At 72.8% G+C, this 18429-nt stretch carries 11 protein-coding genes; 6 read left to right on the top strand and 5 right to left on the bottom strand.

The features are described from left to right. Positions 1–150 precede the first annotated feature (150 nt). From F7Q99_RS19595 to F7Q99_RS19580, 4 genes are all read left to right on the top strand, one after another. Positions 151–867 (top strand): response regulator transcription factor, encoded by a 717-nt coding sequence (locus F7Q99_RS19595; RefSeq protein ID WP_326846890.1) that lies wholly within the window; start codon positions 151–153, stop codon positions 865–867. A 152-nt stretch (positions 868–1019) separates the two neighbouring features. Then, positions 1020–2264 (top strand): ribonuclease D, encoded by a 1245-nt coding sequence (locus F7Q99_RS19590; protein ID WP_326846889.1) that lies wholly within the window; start codon positions 1020–1022, stop codon positions 2262–2264. Between the two features lie 235 nt (positions 2265–2499). Next, positions 2500–3717, top strand: a complete 1218-nt coding sequence (locus tag F7Q99_RS19585) for a thiolase family protein (RefSeq protein ID WP_326846888.1) — start codon at positions 2500–2502, stop codon at positions 3715–3717. Positions 3718–3719: 2 nt separating this feature from the next. Continuing rightward, entirely contained in the window at positions 3720–5867 is a 2148-nt protein-coding gene (locus F7Q99_RS19580; RefSeq protein ID WP_153463148.1) for a 3-hydroxyacyl-CoA dehydrogenase NAD-binding domain-containing protein, read from the top strand. 124 nt (positions 5868–5991) lie between these two features. Here F7Q99_RS19580 and F7Q99_RS19575 read toward each other — a convergent pair whose 3' ends face one another. The 3 genes from F7Q99_RS19575 to F7Q99_RS19565 all read right to left on the bottom strand — a co-directional run bounded on the left by F7Q99_RS19575 (position 5992) and on the right by F7Q99_RS19565 (position 11006). Continuing rightward, complete coding sequence (locus F7Q99_RS19575; RefSeq protein ID WP_326846887.1) at positions 5992–7551, bottom strand: ArnT family glycosyltransferase; 1560 nt, start codon at positions 7549–7551, stop codon at positions 5992–5994. A gap of 126 nt (positions 7552–7677) precedes the next feature. Beyond that, positions 7678–9594 (bottom strand): 1-deoxy-D-xylulose-5-phosphate synthase, encoded by a 1917-nt coding sequence (gene dxs, locus F7Q99_RS19570; protein ID WP_326846886.1) that lies wholly within the window; start codon positions 9592–9594, stop codon positions 7678–7680. Between the two features lie 218 nt (positions 9595–9812). Continuing rightward, on the bottom strand, positions 9813–11006 hold the full coding sequence (locus tag F7Q99_RS19565; RefSeq protein ID WP_153463144.1) for an ROK family transcriptional regulator: 1194 nt from the start codon (positions 11004–11006) through the stop codon (positions 9813–9815). Between the two features lie 323 nt (positions 11007–11329). Between F7Q99_RS19565 and F7Q99_RS19560 the strand changes: the two genes are divergently transcribed. Together F7Q99_RS19560 and pepN are read left to right on the top strand one after the other, a co-directional pair. Further along, positions 11330–13117, top strand: coding sequence for an outer membrane protein assembly factor BamB family protein (locus F7Q99_RS19560; protein WP_153463142.1), 1788 nt, complete (start codon positions 11330–11332; stop codon positions 13115–13117). A 157-nt stretch (positions 13118–13274) separates the two neighbouring features. Then, the gene (gene pepN, locus F7Q99_RS19555; RefSeq protein ID WP_326846885.1) at positions 13275–15854 is read left to right on the top strand and encodes an aminopeptidase N; all 2580 of its coding nucleotides are present in this window, start codon (positions 13275–13277) and stop codon (positions 15852–15854) included. A gap of 131 nt (positions 15855–15985) precedes the next feature. Here the strand turns inward: pepN and F7Q99_RS19550 are convergent, their stop codons facing one another. Together F7Q99_RS19550 and malQ are read right to left on the bottom strand one after the other, a co-directional pair. Continuing rightward, entirely contained in the window at positions 15986–16213 is a 228-nt protein-coding gene (locus F7Q99_RS19550; protein ID WP_326846884.1) for a hypothetical protein, read from the bottom strand. A 129-nt stretch (positions 16214–16342) separates the two neighbouring features. Continuing rightward, entirely contained in the window at positions 16343–18424 is a 2082-nt protein-coding gene (gene malQ / locus F7Q99_RS19545) for a 4-alpha-glucanotransferase (RefSeq protein ID WP_407697865.1), read from the bottom strand. Between the last annotated feature and the right edge of the window lie 5 nt (positions 18425–18429).

Here is an 18429-nt window from a genome sequence, read left to right as displayed (position 1 = left end):
CGATTTGTCCGTATTGTTACTCACTAGATCGTGATCTTTCGCTAAAGCCGGGCACGGTAGCTGCCGAAGCAGACTGTGACCCTTTCCGAACGCGGAACACTCCGACCGCCCCCATCGGGGTTCCGTCCGCCACTCCCCGCAGGAGGCCTGGTGTCGGTCCTTCTTGAGCACCCCGCAAACGTGGTCGCCTACCGCCCGACCAAGCCCACCGCCATGGTGGTCATCGCCGATCCGCGCGTCCGAAACACCGTCACCCGCCACCTGTGGGCGCTCGGCGTCCGGGACGTGATCGAGGTGTCCTCGATCGCCGAGGCCCGCCCCCGGGTCTCCACCCCGCGCGACATCTGCGTCGCCGACGTGCACCTGCCGGACGGCTCCGGGCTGACCATCCTGGCCGAGACCCGCGCCGCGGGCTGGCCCAACGGCCTGGCGCTCTCCGCCGCCGACGACATCGGCGCGGTCCGCAGCGCGCTGGCCGGCGGCGTCAAGGGCTACGTCGTCACCGGCACCCGCACCAACGTCGCGATGCCCGGACGCCCGGGCCTGCCGCTGGGCGCCGCCGGCCTGGCCGGGCGGATGCGCCGCCCCGGCATGCCGGGCGTGCCGGGTGCGGCCGGGGCGCCGGGCGCGCCGGGAGCCCCCGGGGCGCCGGGCGCGCAGCAGACCGCCTACCGCGAACTGTCCGGCCGCGAGGTCGAGGTGCTGCGGCTGGTGGCCGAGGGCCAGTCCAACAAGGCGATCGGCGTCGCGATGGGCCTGTCCGCGCTGACCGTCAAGAGCCACCTCGCCCGCATCGCGCGCAAGCTCGGCACCGGCGACCGGGCCGGCATGGTCGCGGTCGCGCTGCGCACCGGCATCATCCACTGAGCAGATCGAGCAGGACCGCGACAGCGGCTCAGGAGGAACGTTCCTCCTGAGCCGCTGTCGCGGGCTCGCCACCCACCTGCGACACAGTCACGAACCCGGTCTGACCAGTCCGACAACACTCCCGGTTCCGAGGACCGTCGTACCCTTGGTGGGTGACCGACGCCGTAGCAGCCATCCCAGAAGAAGCAGCCCCGGTCCCGCTCCTTGAGCCCAAGGAGGGGATCCCGCCCGTCGTGACGGACGAGCAGGCGCTGGCCGCCACCGTCGCCGCCTTCGCCGCGGGCACCGGACCGGTCGCCGTCGACGCCGAGCGGGCCTCCGGCTACCGCTACGGACAGCGCGCGTACCTCATCCAGCTGCGCCGCGCGGGCGCCGGCACCGCGCTGATCGACCCGATCGCCTGCCCCGACCTCAGCGGGCTCGGCGCCGCCCTCGCGGACGCCGAGTGGGTGGTGCACGCCGCCACCCAGGACCTGCCCTGCCTGGCCGAGGTCGGCATGAGACCGCGGCGGCTGTTCGACACCGAGCTGGCCGGGCGGATCGCCGGCTTCGCCCGGGTCGGACTCGGACCGATGACCGAGAGCGTGCTCGGGCTGAGCCTGGCCAAGGAGCACTCGGCGGTCGACTGGTCCACCCGCCCGCTGCCCGAGCCGTGGCTGCGCTACGCCGCTCTGGACGTCGAGGTGCTGGTCGAGCTGCGCGACGCACTCGAACAGGAGCTGGACGCCCAGGGCAAGCTCGACTGGGCGCTGGAGGAGTTCGCGGCGATCGCCGCCGCCCCCCGCCCCGCCCCGCGCACCGACCCGTGGCGGCGCACCTCGCAGCTGCACAAGGTCCGCCGGCGCCGCCAGCTGGCCGTCGTGCGCGAGCTGTGGCTGGCCCGGGACCGCATGGCGCGGGAGCGCGACGTCTCGCCGGGCCGGGTGCTCCCGGACGCCGCGATCGTCAACGCCGCGCTGGCCATGCCGCTGAACGTCGCCGCCCTCCAGGCCGTCCAGGGCTTCGGGCCGCGGGTGCACCGGCGCCAGCTGGAGCAGTGGCTGGCCGCCGTGCAGCGCGGCCGCGAGGTGCCGGAGAACCAGCTGCCGCCGGCCGCCGCACCGCACGACGGGCCGCCGCCGCCGCGTGCCTGGGCCGAGAAGGACCCGGTGGCCGCCGCCCGGCTGTCCGGCGCCCGCAGCGCCGTCAGCGAGCTGGCCGAGCGGCACAACCTGCCGGCCGAGAACCTGATCACCCCGGACCTGGTCCGCCGGGTCTCCTGGGAGCCGCCGGCCGACGCGAGCGCCGACGGCGTGGCCGACGCGCTGCGCAGGCTGGGCGCCCGGCAGTGGCAGGTCGACCTGGTGGCCCCGGCGGTCGCCGCCGCCTTCGCCGCCGCGGTGACCGCACAGGACTGACCGGCCACCGGCACAGGGCCGACGTGAAGGGGATGTCGTCGTACGACGACGTCCCCTTCGGCGTATCCGGAGAGCGTCGCTGGTCGGACGTGGCGCGGGACACACCCGGTCAACCCGCCGAGGGGCCTGGGCAGGGTGGTTACCGACCGGTAGCATGACGGTGAAGCGGCGCCGCTCGGGTCACCGGCGGCAGCCTGCCCACCTCGAACTGTTGGTCCCTGGGAGGAGAGCCCCCGTGCCTCGTACCGCGAGGGACGTCGTCTTCGTCGATGGCGTCCGCACCCCGTTCGGCAAGGCCGGCCCGAAGGGCATCTACCACGAGACGCGCGCCGACGACCTCGTCGTCAAGTGCATCCGGGAGCTCGTGCGCCGTAACCCGAACCTGCCCGTCGAGCGCATCGACGAGGTCGCCATCGCGGCCACCACGCAGATCGGCGACCAGGGTCTGACCATCGGACGCACCGCCGCCCTGTTGTCCGGCCTGCCCAAGTCCGTCCCCGGCTACGCGATCGACCGCATGTGCGCCGGTGCGCTGACCGCCGTGACCACCACCGCCGGCGGCATCGCCTTCGGCGCGTACGACGTGGTCGTGGCCGGCGGCGTCGAGCACATGGGCCGCCACCCGATGGGCGAGGGCGTCGACCCGAACCCGCGCTTCGTCTCCGAGAAGCTGGTCGACGAGTCCGCCCTGTTCATGGGCATGACCGCGGAGAACCTGCACGACCGGTTCCCGCACATCACCAAGGAGCGCTGCGACGCCTACGCGGTGCGCTCCCAGGAGAAGGCCGCCAAGGCGTACGCCAACGGCGACATCCAGCCCGACCTGGTGCCGATCTCGATCCGCAACACCAACCCCGAGGTCGGCGAGACCGGCTGGGGCCTGGCCACCGTGGACGAGCCGCTGCGCCCGGGCACCACGATGGAGAGCCTGGCCGGTCTGAAGACCCCGTTCCGCCCGCACGGCAACATCACCGCGGGCAACTCGGCCGGTCTGAACGACGGTGCCACCGCCTCGCTGCTGGCCGCCGAGGACGTCGCCGAGGAGCTCGGCCTCCCGGTCAAGATGCGCCTGGTCTCCTACGCCTTCGCGGGCGTCGAGCCCGAGGTCATGGGCATCGGCCCGGTGCCGGCCACCGAGAAGGCGCTGGCCAAGGCCGGCCTGACCATCGACGACATCGACGCGTTCGAGGTCAACGAGGCCTTCGCCGTCCAGGTGCTGGCCTTCCTGGACCACTACGGCATCGCGGACGACGACGAGCGGGTCAACCCGTTCGGCGGTGCGATCGCCTTCGGCCACCCGCTGGCCTCCTCCGGCGTGCGCCTGATGAACCAGCTGGCCCGCCGCTTCGAGCAGCGCCCGGACGTCCGCTACGGCCTCACCACGATGTGCATCGGCTTCGGCATGGGCGGCACCATCATCTGGGAGAACCCCCACTTCGAGGGCGGTAAGTGAGCATGAGCACCACGACTGAGCTGCTCCAGCACGGCGCCGAGCTGTTCCCGGGCGAGGTCGTCACGACCGCGCACGTGCGCCACCTGGACCTGCCGCTGCAGGCCGGCAAGCTGGCCCTGATCACCCTGGACAACGGCTTCGACCACACCAAGCCGACGACCTTCGGCCCGGGCTCGCTGCTGAAGCTGTCCGACGCCCTGGACCAGGTCGAGGCCGAGGCCGCCGAGGGCAAGATCGTCGGCGTCGCGATCACCGGCAAGCCGTTCATCTTCGCGGTCGGCGCCGACCTCAAGGGCGTCGAGCTGCTCAAGGAGCACGCGGACGCGCTGGCCATCGGCAAGGGCGGCCACGAGGTCTTCAAGCGGATCGCCGCGCTGCCCGTCCCGTCCTTCGCGTTCTACAACGGCGCGGCGATGGGCGGCGGCGTCGAGGTCGGCCTGCACTGCGACTACCGCACGGTCAGCGCGGGCGTCCCGGCGTTCTCGCTGCCGGAGGTCTTCCTGGGCCTCGTCCCCGGCTGGGGCGGCTGCACCATCCTGCCGAACCTGATCGGCGCGGCGAAGGCCGTCAAGGTCATCATCGAGAACTCGATGAGCCAGAACAAGCAGCTCAAGGGCAAGGACGTGTTCGAGCTGGGGATCGCCGACGCGATCTTCGAGCCGGCCGACTTCCTGGAGCAGTCGCTGATCTGGGCCGCCAAGGTCGTCAAGGGCGACGTCGTCGTCGAGCGCGAGGCGATCGACCGCGGCAAGGCCTGGGACGACGCCGTCGCCTGGGGCCGCCTGGTCGCCGACGGCAAGGTGCACGGCGCCGCGCCGGCCGCCTACAAGGCGCTGGACATCATCTCCCTGGTCAAGGACGCCGACCTGGCCGACAAGGCCAGCCTGCAGGCCGGCTTCGACGCCGAGGACGCGGCCCTGGCCGACCTCATCATGAGCGGCGAGCTGCGCAGCGGCATCTACGCCTTCAACCTGGTGCAGCGCCGGGCCAAGCGCCCCGTCGGCGCGCCGGACAAGTCGCTGGCCCGCCCGGTCTCCAAGGTCGGCGTCGTCGGCGCCGGTCTGATGGCCTCGCAGCTGGCGCTGCTGTTCGCCCGCCGCCTGGAGGTGCCGGTGGTCCTCACCGACATCGACCAGGAGCGCGTCGACAAGGGCGTCGGCTACGTCCACACCGAGATCGACAAGCTGCTCGGCAAGGGCCGCATCGGCCAGGACAAGGCCAACCGCCTCAAGGGCCTGGTCACCGGCTCGCTCGACAAGGCCGCCGCCTTCGGCGACGCGGACTTCGTCATCGAGGCCGTCTTCGAGGAGATGGGCGTCAAGCAGACCGTCTTCGCGGACCTGGAGGACGTGGTCTCGCCGACCTGCGTGCTGGCGACCAACACCTCCTCGCTGTCGGTCACCGAGATGGCCTCGAAGCTGAAGCACCCCGAGCGGGTCGTCGGCTTCCACTTCTTCAACCCGGTCGCGATCCTGCCGCTGCTGGAGATCGTCCGTGCGGAGAAGACCGACGACGCCTCGCTGGCCACCGCCTTCGGTGTCGCCAAGAAGCTGAAGAAGTCGGCCGTGCTCACCAAGGACGCCCCGGCGTTCGTGGTGAACCGCATCCTGCTGCGCTTCATGGACGCCATCCAGGGTGCCATCGACGAGGGCACCCCGATCGCCACCGTCGAGAAGGCCGTGGAGCCGCTCGGCCTGCCGATGTCCCCGATCGTGCTGCTGGAGCTGGTCGGCCCGGCCATCGCCCTGCACGTCTCGGAGACCCTGGCCGCGGCCTTCCCGGAGCGGTTCACCGTCTCCGAGAACCTCGGCAAGGTCGTCAAGGCCGGCAAGCGCGGCTTCTACACCTGGGTGGACGGCAAGCAGGTCCTCGACCCCGAGGTGCTGGAGCTGCTGTCCTTCGGCGACTCGGTGCTCACCGAGGAGCAGGTCCTGAACCGCGCCCTGGAGGCCGTGGCGCAGGAGATCGGCCTGATGCTGGAGGAGGGTGTCGTCGCCGAGGCGCAGGACATCGACCTCTGCATGATCACCGGTGCCGGCTGGCCCTTCCACCTGGGCGGGATCACCCCGTACCTGGACCGTGAGGGCGTCTCGGAGCGGGTGAACGGCAAGAGGTTCCTCGCCCCCGGTGTGGCCTCGGTGCCCGCGTAAGGCGTAGCGGTACGAACGGGGGAGCCCCGGTGACCTGACGGTCACCGGGGCTCCTTCGTTGTCCGTGGAGGGCCTGCGCGGCGCCCCGGAGGCGCTGGACCGCCCGCCTCAGTGGGCCGCCGGCTCAGCGCTTGAGGCGGTAGACCACGGTGTCGGCGAAGACGCCGACCACCTCGTAGTGGGTGTCCAGCAGGTTCTCGATCCGGGGGACCATCACCGGCTGGTACGGGGCGATGCCGGAGTCGTCCACCACGACCTCGGGCAGGCCGTTGGCGAGCTCCTTGTCGAAGGTCTGCCAGGCGTTGCTGACGCTGAACTGCTCGCCGACGTTGGGGCTGCCGTCCTTGCCGCCGCTGTAGTTGGTGAGGAAGCCGGCCGTCAGGTACCGCGTGGCGGGCTTGCGGTCGGCCAGCCAGTACAGCTCGGGGTGCATGCCCCAGACCAGCACGGTGTCCTTGGGGGTGGTCTGGGCGGCGACCGCGGTGGCGACCTCGGTGGTGCGGTTGAGCCGCTCCCCCGGCCAGGCCAGCGCCAGGCCCCAGAAGACGGTGGAGGCGACCGTCGTGTACACCAGGACGGGCTTCCAGCGGATCGCCGAGGTGGCCACCGCGCCGGTGCCCAACAGCACCAGCGGGGGGATCAGCTGGAGGTAGTAGTGGCCGAAGAAGTGGAAGCCCACGCTGACGGCGACGGCCGATGACAGCAGCCACACCCACAGGTCTGCGGTGGAGCCGTGCTCCTCGCCGGCGGCCGGCAGCGGGCGGTGGCGGTACTTGAGCCAGAGCCGGCGCCCGACCGGGAACAGGAAGCCCAGGCCGGCCGCGACCAGGATGGCCGAGTTGCCGAGCGCGCGGCCGATCATCTGCAGCCAGGCGCCGCCGAAGGAGGCGTAGTCGCCGCTGCCGGTGACCACCCAGAAGAGGAAACCCTTGGGCTTGGTCAGGATGGCCGCGACCAGCGCTATCGGCAGGGTGAAACCGAAGGCGATCTTGAACAGGGCGGGCGGCCAGGGCACCCCGCGCCGGCGGGCGTCCTGGAGGAGCATCCACAGCACCGGCAGCAGCACCGCGCCACCGGTCTGCTTGGTCAGCGAGCAGAGCGCCACCGCGATGCCGGCGGCCAGCCAGCGGCGGCGCTCGGCGTAGCGGAAGGCGGCCACCATGGCGGGCAGCATGAAGACCTCGAAGGTCGCCGCCTGGGTGTCCTCCGGGGAGAGCCCGATGGAGACCAGCAGGTAGAGCAGCCCGGCGCCGGCCCCGGCCCGGTTGCCCCAGCGGCCCCGGGCGAGGGACGCCAGCAGGATCGCGGTGACCAGGTGGGCGACCACCGCCAGGGTGCGCAGCGGCCACAGCGAGGCCGAGCCGAAGACGGCGAAGCAGGCCTGGTAGAGCCAGGGCAGCAGCGGCGGCTTGCGGTCGACCACGGTGTCGTACAGCACCCCGCCGTCGGCCAGCATCCGGGCCTGGGTGGCCAGGAAGCCCTCGTCGGGGCTCCAGACCGGCCGGGCGAAGGACGGGACGTGGGTGAGCAGCGCGACCAGCGCCAGCACCGGCACCAGCCTGGTCCAGTACCGCCCTCCTTGCCCGCCCCCGGGCAGCAGGGGCGCGTTTCCGAGCTGGGTACGGACGCGCTCGGGCAGGCGCTCGGCCAGTCGGGCGAGGCTGAGGCGGGTGGGGGTGGGCACGGGTGACAACCTACCGGGCGGGATCGGCGCGGGCGGCGCCGGTCCCGCCGTTCGGTGCGATTATCAGCTGGTCTCGTGACAAGCTGTTACGAAGGTGTGGCAAACGGCCGTCGGGCGGATCGTTCCTCAGGCCTCGACCCGGGCCTCGGCGGAGGCCTTGTCCAGGCCGGCGACCAGCGCGGTCACCTTCCGGGCGATGTCCGGGGCGTTCAGGCCGGTCTCGGCCAGGATCTCGTCCCGGCTGGCGTGGTCCAGGAACTCCTGCGGGATGCCGAAGTTGCGCACCGGCAGGTCCACGTCCGCGTCCCGCAGCGCCTGGGCCACGGCGGCGCCGACGCCGCCCACCCGGCCGTTGTCCTCGATCGTGACGACCACGCGGTGCTCGGCGGCGAGGCCCGGCAGGGCCGGGTCCACCGGCTTGACCCAGCGCGGGTCCACCACGGTCGCGGTGATGCCCTGGGCGGCCAGCAGGTCGGCGGTCTCCAGGCTGGTGGCGGCCATCGCGCCGACCGAGATGATCAGCACGTCGGCGCGGTGCGCACCGCTCGGCTCCTCGGCGGCGCGCAGCACGTCCATGCCGCCGATCCGGCCGACCGCCGGGACGGCCGGGCCGACCGTGCCCTTGGAGTAGCGGACGACGGTCGGGGCGTCCCTGACCTCGACGGCCTCGCGCAGCTGGGCACGGACCTGGTCGGCGTCGCGCGGGGCGGCCAGCCGAAGGCCCGGGACGACCTGGAGGATCGACATGTCCCACATGCCGTGGTGCGACGCGCCGTCCGGGCCGGTCACGCCGGAGCGGTCGAGCACGAAGGTGACGCCCAGCCTGTGCAGGGCGACGTCCATCAGGACCTGGTCGAAGGCCCGGTTGAGGAAGGTCGCGTAGACCGCGACGACCGGGTGCAGGCCGCCGGTGGCCAGGCCGGCCGCGCTGGTGACGGCGTGCTGCTCGGCGATGCCGACGTCGAAGATGCGGTCCGGGAAGGCCTTCGCGAACGGGGCGAGGCCGACCGGGTGCAGCATCGCGGCGGTGATGCCGACGACGTCCTCGCGCTCGCGGCCGATCGCGACCATCTCCTCGGCGAAGACGGACGTCCAGTCCTTGCCCGCGCTCTTGATCGGCAGGCCGGTCTCCGGGTGGATCACGCCGACCGCGTGGAAGCGGTCCTCGTCGTTGCTCTCGGCGGCGTGGTAGCCGCGGCCCTTCTCGGTGAGGCAGTGCACGATCACCGGGCCGCCGAAGCCGCGCGCCTTGGTCAGCGCGGACTCCAGGGCGGTGAAGTCGTGGCCGTCGATCGGGCCGATGTACTTGAGGCCGAGGTCCTCGAACATGCCCTGCGGGGCGATGAAGTCCTTGAGGCCCTTCTTGGCGCCGTGCAGCGTCTCGAACAGCTGCTGGCCGACCACCGGGGTGCGCTGCAGCGCGTCCTTGCCCCAGGACAGGAAGCGCTCGTAGCCCTGGGTGGTGCGCAGCGTGGCGAGGTGGTTGGCCATGCCGCCGATGGTCGGCGAGTAGGAGCGCTCGTTGTCGTTGACGACGATGACGACCGGGCGGTCCTTGGCGTCGGCGATGTTGTTGATCGCCTCCCAGGCCATGCCGCCGGTGAGCGCGCCGTCGCCGATGACCGCGACGACCGGGTCGTTCGTGCCCCGGAGCTGGTTGGCCTTGGCCAGGCCGTCCGCGTAGGAGAGCACGGTGGAGGCGTGCGAGTTCTCGATCACGTCGTGCTCGGACTCGGCGCGGGACGGGTAGCCGGACAGACCGCCCTTCATCCGCAGCCTCGAGAAGTCCTGGCGGCCGGTGAGCAGCTTGTGGACGTAGCTCTGGTGGCCGGTGTCGAAGAGGATGCGGTCGCGCGGGGAGTCGAACACCCGGTGCAGCGCGATGGTGAGCTCGACCACACCGAGGTTGGGGCCGAGGTGGCCGCCCGTCTTGGAGACCTCGGTCACCAGGAAGGTCCGGATCTCCTGGGCCAGTGCGGCCAGCTGTCCGGGCGTGAGCCGGTCGAGATCGCGCGGTCCCCGAATGCGGGTCAGCAGGGCCACCCGTTCCTCCTCGTTCAGTGTTCGCGGACCGGGGCGGTCCGACGGGCGTCGCTGCCCGGTGTGTCGGCGCGCTCAGACGGTCCGCTTTGGCGGTCGCGGTCCATGCCGACCGGTCGAGTCTAATGTCCGCTTGCCGGACACCGAGCGGCGCGCCCGGTGCCACCCGCCGGTCACCGGCGATCCCCGAGGTGAGAGGGGTTGTCCGGGACCGGGTCGCGTCAAGCCCGGTTGACGGCGGCGGCGGCGAGCGCGCCCGACTCCCCCATCTCGCTCATCACCAGAGCCAGCGCGCCCAGCACCTCCGCACGGCCGCCCAGGGTGCCGGGCACCACGGACAGCTGGCGGGCGGCGCTGGGGATGGCGTAGCGGGCCACCGAGTCGCGGATCGGGGCGAGCACCAGCTCACCGGCCTCGGCGAGGTCGCCGCCGAGGATCACCCGGCGCGGGTTGAGCAGGTTGCAGAGGGTGGCGACGCCGGTGCCGATCTGGCGGCCCGCGTCGGCGATCACCCGGCGGCAGCCGAGGTCGCCCTGGTGGGCCAGCTCGACCACGCGGGGCAGTGTGAGGTCCGGGCCGAGGGTCGAGGCGAGCAGGGAGAGCAGGTAGCCGGAGCCCACGAAGGTCTCCAGGCAGCCGCGGTTGCCGCAGCGGCAGACCGGCCCGGCCTCGTCCAGGGTGATGTGCCCTATCTCACCCGCGGTGCCGCCCGGGCCGCGGTAGATCTGGCCGTTCACCACGAGGCCGGCGCCAACACCGCTGGCGATCTTGATGTAGGCGAGGTCGCTCAGGCCGCGGCCGGCGCCCCACACCAGCTCGCCGAGCGCGCCGAGGTTGGCGTCGTTGTCCACGTGCACCGGCATGCCGAGCCGCTCGGCCAGCTCGCGGCCCGGGGCGATGCCCGTCCAGCCGGGCAGGATCGCGGTGGAGCCGAGCGCGCCGGTCTCCACGTCGATCGGGCCGGGCACGCCGAGGCCCACGCCGATCACCTTGTCCGGGCGGAAGCCCGCCTGCTCCAGCAGCCGGTCGACCATCGCCTCCGCGCGGTCGAAGCCCTGCGCGGCCGAGACGTCCACGTCGATCGGGGCGCTCTCCTCGGCGAGCACCCGGTGCGCCAGGTTGCCGACGGCGACCCGCAGATGGGTGTGGCCGAAATCGATGCCCACCACGATGCCGGCGTCGCCGCTGAGCGAGACGCTGCGCGCCCGGCGGCCGCCGGAGGAGGTGTCGGCGACGACGACGGTGCCGCTCTCCTTCAGTTCCCGCACGATGTTGGAGACGGTGGCCGCGGACAGCCCGGTGCCGCGGGCGATCTCGGCCTGGGTCAGCGAGCCGGCCATCCGCACCGCCCGCAGCACCCGCTCCAGGTTCGCCCGGTGCAGTGATGACTGCGAGCCCGGTGTGTCCGTCGCCATGATCCACCATCCCAAGGGGCGGGGACCCCTCCGGCGGGCGTCCCCTTGAACTCCTGAAGCCTACGGCGCCGGGACGGGGGTTGGGGTGGCGGTTGGGCGATCGGGTGGTGCGGCCCGCGAGGGCGCCGCGGCGGCGGGCGGGCGATCGGGTGCCGTGGTCAACACCGTGTGACGGGGAGATCCCGAGGGGGTCCGGAGGGGCTTTCGGGCTCCTGTCGGCAGCCGAAAACCAGTCACCACTACCATGGTGCCCAATCTCACCCGTCCCACCGGACCCGGACGAGACCGGCAGGGGGACGAATCCAGACATGACGGGGAATCAGATGGCAGGGGATCACCCTACGCCGGGGACAGGCGAAACGCCCGGCAGCGGCCCGCAGAACAACCGGGGCGTCTCGTTCGGGCGCCAGCCCGGCACCGACCCGGCCGCCGTCGCGGACCAGATGACACAGCTCGACGGATCGGCGGTCCCAGGAGCACCGGCCGGCCCGCCGCCGGCCCAGCCGCCAGCGCCGCCCGGCGGTGGCGCGGCCTACGCGCCGACCGCGGCCGCCTTCCCCTCGCAGGCCCCGCCGCCCCCGGCCGGCGCGCCCGTCGGCCCGTACGACCCGGTGCCCGGCGGCTCGTACGCCGCTCCTGACGCGGGCCAGGCCTTCGGCGGCTCCTACGGGTACCCGCAGGAGCAGCAGCCCGGGTACGCCTACCAGACCGCGCCGATACCGGCCGTACCCCAGCAGCGCAACCCCGTGATGCTGTGGGGCAGCATCATCGGCGGTGTGCTGGCGGTCGCCATCGTCGCCGGGCTCGTCGTGCTGTTCACCCAGCACGACGACCCCGACACCCCGAGCGCCAACTCCGGCGGCACCACCAGCGGCACCACCAGCGGCACGGCCGGGCCGGGCGGCCCGACCCCCGGCACCAGCAGCGTGGCCGGCGGCAACAGCGGCGGCCCGGGGCCCGGCGGCGCCGGTTACAACGTCGCCTGGAGCGTCCCCAAGGGTGCCCGTACGGACTCCAACGAGATGCTCGGCATCTGGGGCACCGACAAGATCACCGTGCGCGTGGACGCCAGCGGCATCCGCGCCTACAACCTGGCGGACGGCAAGGAGGCGTGGACCATCCCGGTACCGTCCGGCGCCAAGGAGCTGTGCGCCGCGTCGTACAGCACCAACTCCAAGAACATCGGCGCCGTCGCCTTCAACACCGGTGACAGCGACTGCTCCACCCTCGGTGCCGTCGACCTCACCACGGGCAAGCTGACCTGGAGCGCCAAGGTCACCAACGACCGGCTCTCCAACCCGACCCTCAGCGTCACCGACAAGGTCGTCGCCATCGGTGGCCGGCTGGTCGGCGCGGTGAGCATCGACAACGGCAGCGGCGTCTGGCAGTGGAAGCCGCGCGACAGCAGCTGCAGCGTGTCCGGCCGTGCCGCCGGCGCCCAGATCGTGGTCAGCGACCGCTGCTACGAGAGCAGCCCCAAGTCGCAGCTGTACGTCGTGGACTCCGACACCGGTACGCAGAAGAGCACGCCGATCGCGCTCACCGGCAGCATCGAGCAGGTCGACAAGGTCGTCTCCGACCAGCCGCTGGTGGTGCTCGTCACGAACGGCCCGAACGGCGACTACGTCCTGCCGTTCGACAAGAGCAACAAGCCGGGCAAGCCCATGTCGGTCAAGGAGCCCGGCTCGGACAGCCTGCGCCTGTCCGGCCAGGGCGACGCGATCAGCGCGAACGTGGTCAGCGGCAACATCCTGTACGCGCAGGCCAGCGGCACCAAGTCCGCCATCAACGCGTACGACCTGACCACCGGCAAGCGGATCTGGTCGGCCACCAACGGCCAGTCCAACGAAGACATCCGACTGGTCTCCGGCACCGACAAGGACGGCAAGGTCCGCGCGATCCTCCCCCAGGGCTACAAGAAGCCCGCGCGGCTGGTGACCCTCTCGCCGACCGACGGCTCGATGACCGACCTCGGAACCATGGCCATGCCCGACGGTCTCGACATCGGCGCCGCCCTGAACGAGTACCTGATGCCGGCGGACGGCAGCACGGTCTACAGCTTCAGCCGGTTCGACTCGGACTCGCCCCTCACCAAGTGGGCGAAGAAGTGACGTGATGCCGGACTGACGTCCTTTCGTGGGCGGGGCGGGTACGGGCCTTCGGGCTCGGCCCGCCCCGCCTTCGTTCGTCCGCCCGCGATTATTCGGCCGCCTCGTCCGTTGGGCATGGGAAGATGCGCAACACCAGCCCGACGAAGGAGTTCAGCGAGTGCCCGGCACCAACCTGACCCGTGAGGAGGCCCGTACCCGGGCCGATCTCCTGCACGTGCACGCGTACGACATCGAGCTCGACCTGAGCTCGGCCCGCGAGGGAGGCACCTTCCGGTCCACCACCCTGGTCCGGTTCACCGCCACCACCCCCGGTGCGGACAGCTTCATCGACCTCGTCGCCCCGAGCGTCGAGGAGATCACGCTCAACGGCGAGCGGCTCGACCCGGCGAGCTTCGCCGACAGCCGGATCCCGCTGCCGAACCTCGCGGCCGAGAACGAGCTGCGCGTCGTCGCCGACTGCGCCTACACCAACACCGGCGAGGGCCTGCACCGGTTCGTCGACCCGGTCGACGGCGAGACCTACCTGTACACCCAGTTCGAGGTGCCGGACGCCCGCCGCGTCTTCGCCTCCTTCGAACAGCCCGACCTGAAGGCCACGTTCGCGTTCACCGTGACTGCCCCCAGGGGCTGGGTCGTGGTCTCCAACTCGCCGACCCCGGTCCCGACCGGCGACGGCGACAGCCAGGTCTGGACGTTCGAGCCGACCGGCCGGATCTCCACCTACATCACCGCGCTCGTCGCCGGCCCGTACGTGGGCGTCTTCGACACCTACGAGAACGGCGACCAGCAAGTGCCGCTCGGCGTCTACTGCCGGCCCTCGCTGCGCGAGTTCCTCGACGCCGAGGCCGTGTTCGAGGTGACCAAGCAGGGCTTCGACTACTTCCAGGAGAAGTTCGACTTCCCCTACCCGTTCGCGAAGTACGACCAGCTGTTCGTCCCGGAGTTCAACGCCGGCGCGATGGAGAACGCGGGCGCCGTCACCCTGCGCGACCAGTACGTGTTCCGCTCCAAGGTCACCGACGCCGCGTACGAGTCCCGCGCCGCGACGATCCTGCACGAGCTCGCCCACATGTGGTTCGGCGACCTCGTCACCATGGAGTGGTGGAACGACCTCTGGCTCAACGAGTCCTTCGCCACCTTCGCCGAGGCCGTCTGTCAGGCCGAGGCCCCCGGCTCGAAGTGGCCCCACTCGTGGACCACCTTCGCCAACCAGATGAAGACCTGGGCCTACCGGCAGGACCAACTGCCGTCCACCCACCCCATCATGGCCGACATCAACGACCTGGAGGACGTCCAGGTCAACTTCGACGGCATCACCTACGCCAAGGGCGCCTCGGTGCTCAAGCAGCTCGTCGCCTACGTCGGCCAGGACGCCTTCTTCCAGGGCGTGCAGGCCTACTTCAAGCGCCACGCCTGGGGCAACACCCGGCTCGGCGACCTGCTCGGAGCGCTCGAGGAGGCCAGCGGCCGCGACCTGAAGGCCTGGTCCAAGGCCTGGCTGGAGACCGCCGGCATCAACGTGCTGCGGCCCGCCGTCGTGCTCAACACGGACGGCGAGATCGAGTCCTTCACCGTCCTGCAGGAGGCCCCCGCGCTGCCCGCCGGCGCCAAGGGCGAGGCGGTGCTGCGCCCGCACCGGATCGCCATCGGGCTCTACGAGTTGGCGGACGGCGCACTGGTGCGGACCGAGCGGATCGAGCTCGACGTCGACGGGCCGCGCACCGAGGTGCCGGAGCTCGTCGGGCGGCACCGGCCGGCCGTCGTGCTGCTCAACGACGACGACCTCTCCTACGCCAAGATCCGGCTCGACGAGGACTCGCTCGCCGTCGTCACCGAGCACCTCGGCGGATTCACCGACTCCCTGCCGCGCGCCCTGTGCTGGGCCTCCGCCTGGGACATGACCCGCGACGGCGAACTCGCCGCCCGCGACTACCTGTCGCTCGCCCTCTCGGGCATCGGGCGCGAGAGCGACATCGGCGTCGTCCAGTCCGTGCAGCGTCAGGTCAAGCTCGCCCTCGACGCGTACACCGACCCCGACTGGCGCGAGCAGGGCCTCGCCCGCTGGGCCGCCGCCGCCGAGGAGCACCTGCGGGCGGCCGACCCCGGCAGCGACCACCAGCTCGCCTGGGCCCGCGCCCTCGCCACCGTCGCCCGCACCGACGGGCAGCTCGACCTGCTCGCCGGGCTGCTGGACGGGTCCGTGGAGATCAAGGGCCTCGCCGTCGACACCGAACTGCGCTGGACCCTGCTCACCCGGCTCGCCGCCACCGGCCGCGCCGACGAGGCTCTGATCGCCGCGGAGCTGGAGCGGGACAACACCGCGGCCGGCCAGGAGCACGCCGCCACCTGCCGTGCCGCCCGGCCGACCGCCGAGGCCAAGGCCGAGGCCTGGGCCGCGGTCGTCGAGTCCGACGCGCTCACCAACTACGTCCAGGACGCGACGATCGCCGGCTTCCAGCAGGCCGACCAGCGCGAGCTGCTCGCCCCGTACGCGGCGAAGTACTTCGCGGCCGTCAAGGGCGTGTGGGAGACGCGCAGCCACGAGATCTCGCAGCAGATCATCAGCGGGCTGTACCCGGGCCTGCAGGTGTCCCAGGAGACGGTGGACGCGACGAACGCCTGGCTGGACTCCGCCGAACCGGCACCGGCGCTGCGCCGCCAGGTCGTCGAGGCGCGGGCCGGGATCGAGCGCGCCCTCAAGGCCCAGGCCGTCGACCGGGCGGCCGGCGGGCGCTGACCCGGAGCAGGAACGCCTGAAGGGGCGCCGGACCCGGTCCGGCGCCCCTTCAGGGTGTGCGGGTCCTGGTGGACCCTGATGAACGTGGTGGGCGGCCGTGGGGCCGCCGCGTCAGCCGTGGCCCGGGGTGGCTACTTCTTCTTGCCCTTGCCGTACGGCATGCCGGCGAGAGCGGCGATGATCGCGAAGGCCGCGATCGGGATCAGCACGTACAGGCCGATGGTCTGGCCGATGCTCAGGCCGGAACCCGGGTCGTCGCCGTCGTCCCGGGTGAGGGCCATGGCGGGCGACGACAGCAGCATCATCAGCGTGACCGTTGCGGAGACCGCGCCGGCTCGCAAAGCGTTCCTCTTGTCCACGTTTTCCAACTTACCCGCCGCTTATGGACGCCCGCGCGCCGGGGTCGGCCTTCCGGGAGCCGGGGACCCGGCGGGCGGGGCGGGCCCGGCGGGCGGACCCAACAGGCGGGCCCAGCGGGCTGGTCGGTGTCAGGCGGGTCGGGGCGGGGTGGGGGCCAGGAGGTGGGCGAGGAAGGGGGCGGCGGGGGCGGTGGCCAGGGTGTCGAGGGTGACCGGGTGGCCGGCGCCGTCGGCGACCGGCAGGCGCCAGTTCGGGTACTGGTCCCACGTGCCGGGCAGGTTCTGCGGGCGCGGGTCGCCGACCAGGTCCGGCAGCCAGACGCCGACCAGCGCCGCCCCGGTGGCGGCCAGGAAGCGGTACAGCACCGGCATCGACAGCGGCTCGCCCGGCGCGAGCAGCCCCAGCCGGGTCAGCGCCGCACGCCAGTCCGCCAGCTCCGCCGCCGCCTCCGCCTGCTCCTCCCCCAGCGGGCGGGCCAGCAGGCCCAGCCGGTGCCGCAGCTCGACGTGCTCGCCGGACAGGCGGGCCGCCGTGCTCGGCAGGTCGTGGGTGGTGAGGGTGGCCAGGCAGCCCGGCCGCCAGCGCTCCGGCGCCAGGATCTGCCCGCCCGCCGGCCAGTCCCGCTCGAACCAGAGGACGGAGGTGCCGAGGATGCCGCGGGCCGCCAGCTCCTCCCGGACACCCGGTTCCACCGTGCCCAGGTCCTCGCCGATCACCGGCGTTCCCGCCCGGTGCGCCTCCAGCGCCAGCACGCCGAGCATCGCCTCCGCGTCGTAGCGGACATACGCGCCCTCCGTCGGCGCGTGCCCGTCCGGCACCCACCAGAGCCGGAACAGTCCCATCACGTGGTCGATCCGGACGGCGCCCGCGTGCCGGACGGCGGCCCGCAGCAGCTCCGCGTACGGGGCGTAGCCGGCGGCGGCGAGCGCGTCCGGGCGCCAGGGCGGCAGGCCCCAGTCCTGGCCGTGGGCGTTGAACGCGTCCGGCGGGGCGCCGAGCGAGATGCCGCCGGCCAGCACGTCCTGGAGCGCCCAGGCGTCCGCGCCGTCCGGGTGGACGCCGACCGCGAGATCGTGGATGAGGCCCACCGGCATCCCGGCCTCCCGGGCCGCCGCCTGGGCGGCCGCGAGCTGCCGGTCGACCTGCCAGGCCAGCCAGCGGTGGAACTCGACCCGGTCGGCGAGCTCCTTCGCCGCCCGTTCGACCTGCGGCCCGTCCGGGTGGCGCAGCCCCTTCGGCCAGGTGTGCCAGTCCGGGCCGTGCTCCTCGGCGATCGCGTTCCAGAGCGCGTACCGCTCCAGCCACTCGCCCTCGCGGCGCCGGTACGCCCGGTACGCGGCCTGGCGGCCGGGCCCGCGCGGCACGTCGTGCAGCAGCTCCAGGGCCTCGCGCTTGAGCGCCCAGACGGCGTCCCGGTCGATCAGCCCGTCGTGCGCGAGCACCTCGGCGCGGAGCCGGTCGGCCCGGCGGCCCAGCTCCTCGACCTCGGCGCGCTGTTCGCCGGTGAGGTGGGCGTACTCGGGGACGGCCTCCACGCGCAGGTGCACGGGGTCGGCGAAGCGGCGGGAGGAGGGGCGGTACGGGGACGGGTCGGAGGGGGCGCCGGGGAGGCCGGCGTGCAGGGGATTGATCTGGACGAAGCCCGCGCCGAGGTCGGCGCCCGCCCACTGGGCGAGGTCGGCGAGGTCGCCGAGGTCGCCCATGCCCCACGAGCGGTCGGACATCACGGAGTACAGCTGGGCGAGGAACCCCCAGCTGCGGCCCGGGAGTTCGGGGAGCTTCTCGGGCGCGACGATGAGCGCCGCCCGGGCCTTGCCGCTGCTCGTCTCGGCCTTGAGGACGTGCCGCCCGAGCGGCAGATCGGCCGGCAGCCAGTGCGAGTGGCCGCGGGGCAGCTCCCACACCCCGCCGTCCTCCAGCTCCACGTGCAGGCGCGCGTCGGCGGGCACGTCCAGCGCCGTCCGCCGCCCGGCGCGGACCACGACGCACGGCGGCAGCAACCGGGCCTGGTGCTCGGCCCGGTGGCGCTCCAGCGCCTCCCGCACCTCCTCCGGCGTCCGCGCCGCCACCCCGAGCGCCGCCAGCACCGCCACCAGCGTCCGCGCCCCCACCGGCACACCTCCCGGCCCCGGATCCCGGGTGTCCACCCCGTACGCCTGCGCCAGCGCCACCAGCTCGGCGGGAGGCGCCGGCGCGTCCTGCGTCGGCACCTTCA

This window comes from Streptomyces kaniharaensis (assembly GCF_009569385.1).
GTDB classification, from domain to species: domain Bacteria; phylum Actinomycetota; class Actinomycetes; order Streptomycetales; family Streptomycetaceae; genus Kitasatospora; species Kitasatospora kaniharaensis.
The sequence above is the reverse complement of the archived record's forward strand: the minus strand, read 5'-3'. Positions and strand labels throughout refer to the sequence as shown.

Excerpts from the sequence above, each read along its gene's own strand:
- F7Q99_RS19560 (WP_153463142.1), top strand. The coding sequence starts at position 11,330 with ATGGCAGGGGATCACCCTACGCCGGGGACAGGCGAAACGCCCGGCAGC.
- F7Q99_RS19580 (WP_153463148.1), top strand. The coding sequence starts at position 3,720 with ATGAGCACCACGACTGAGCTGCTCCAGCACGGCGCCGAGCTGTTCCCG.
- F7Q99_RS19565 (WP_153463144.1), bottom strand. The coding sequence starts at position 11,006 with ATGGCGACGGACACACCGGGCTCGCAGTCATCACTGCACCGGGCGAAC.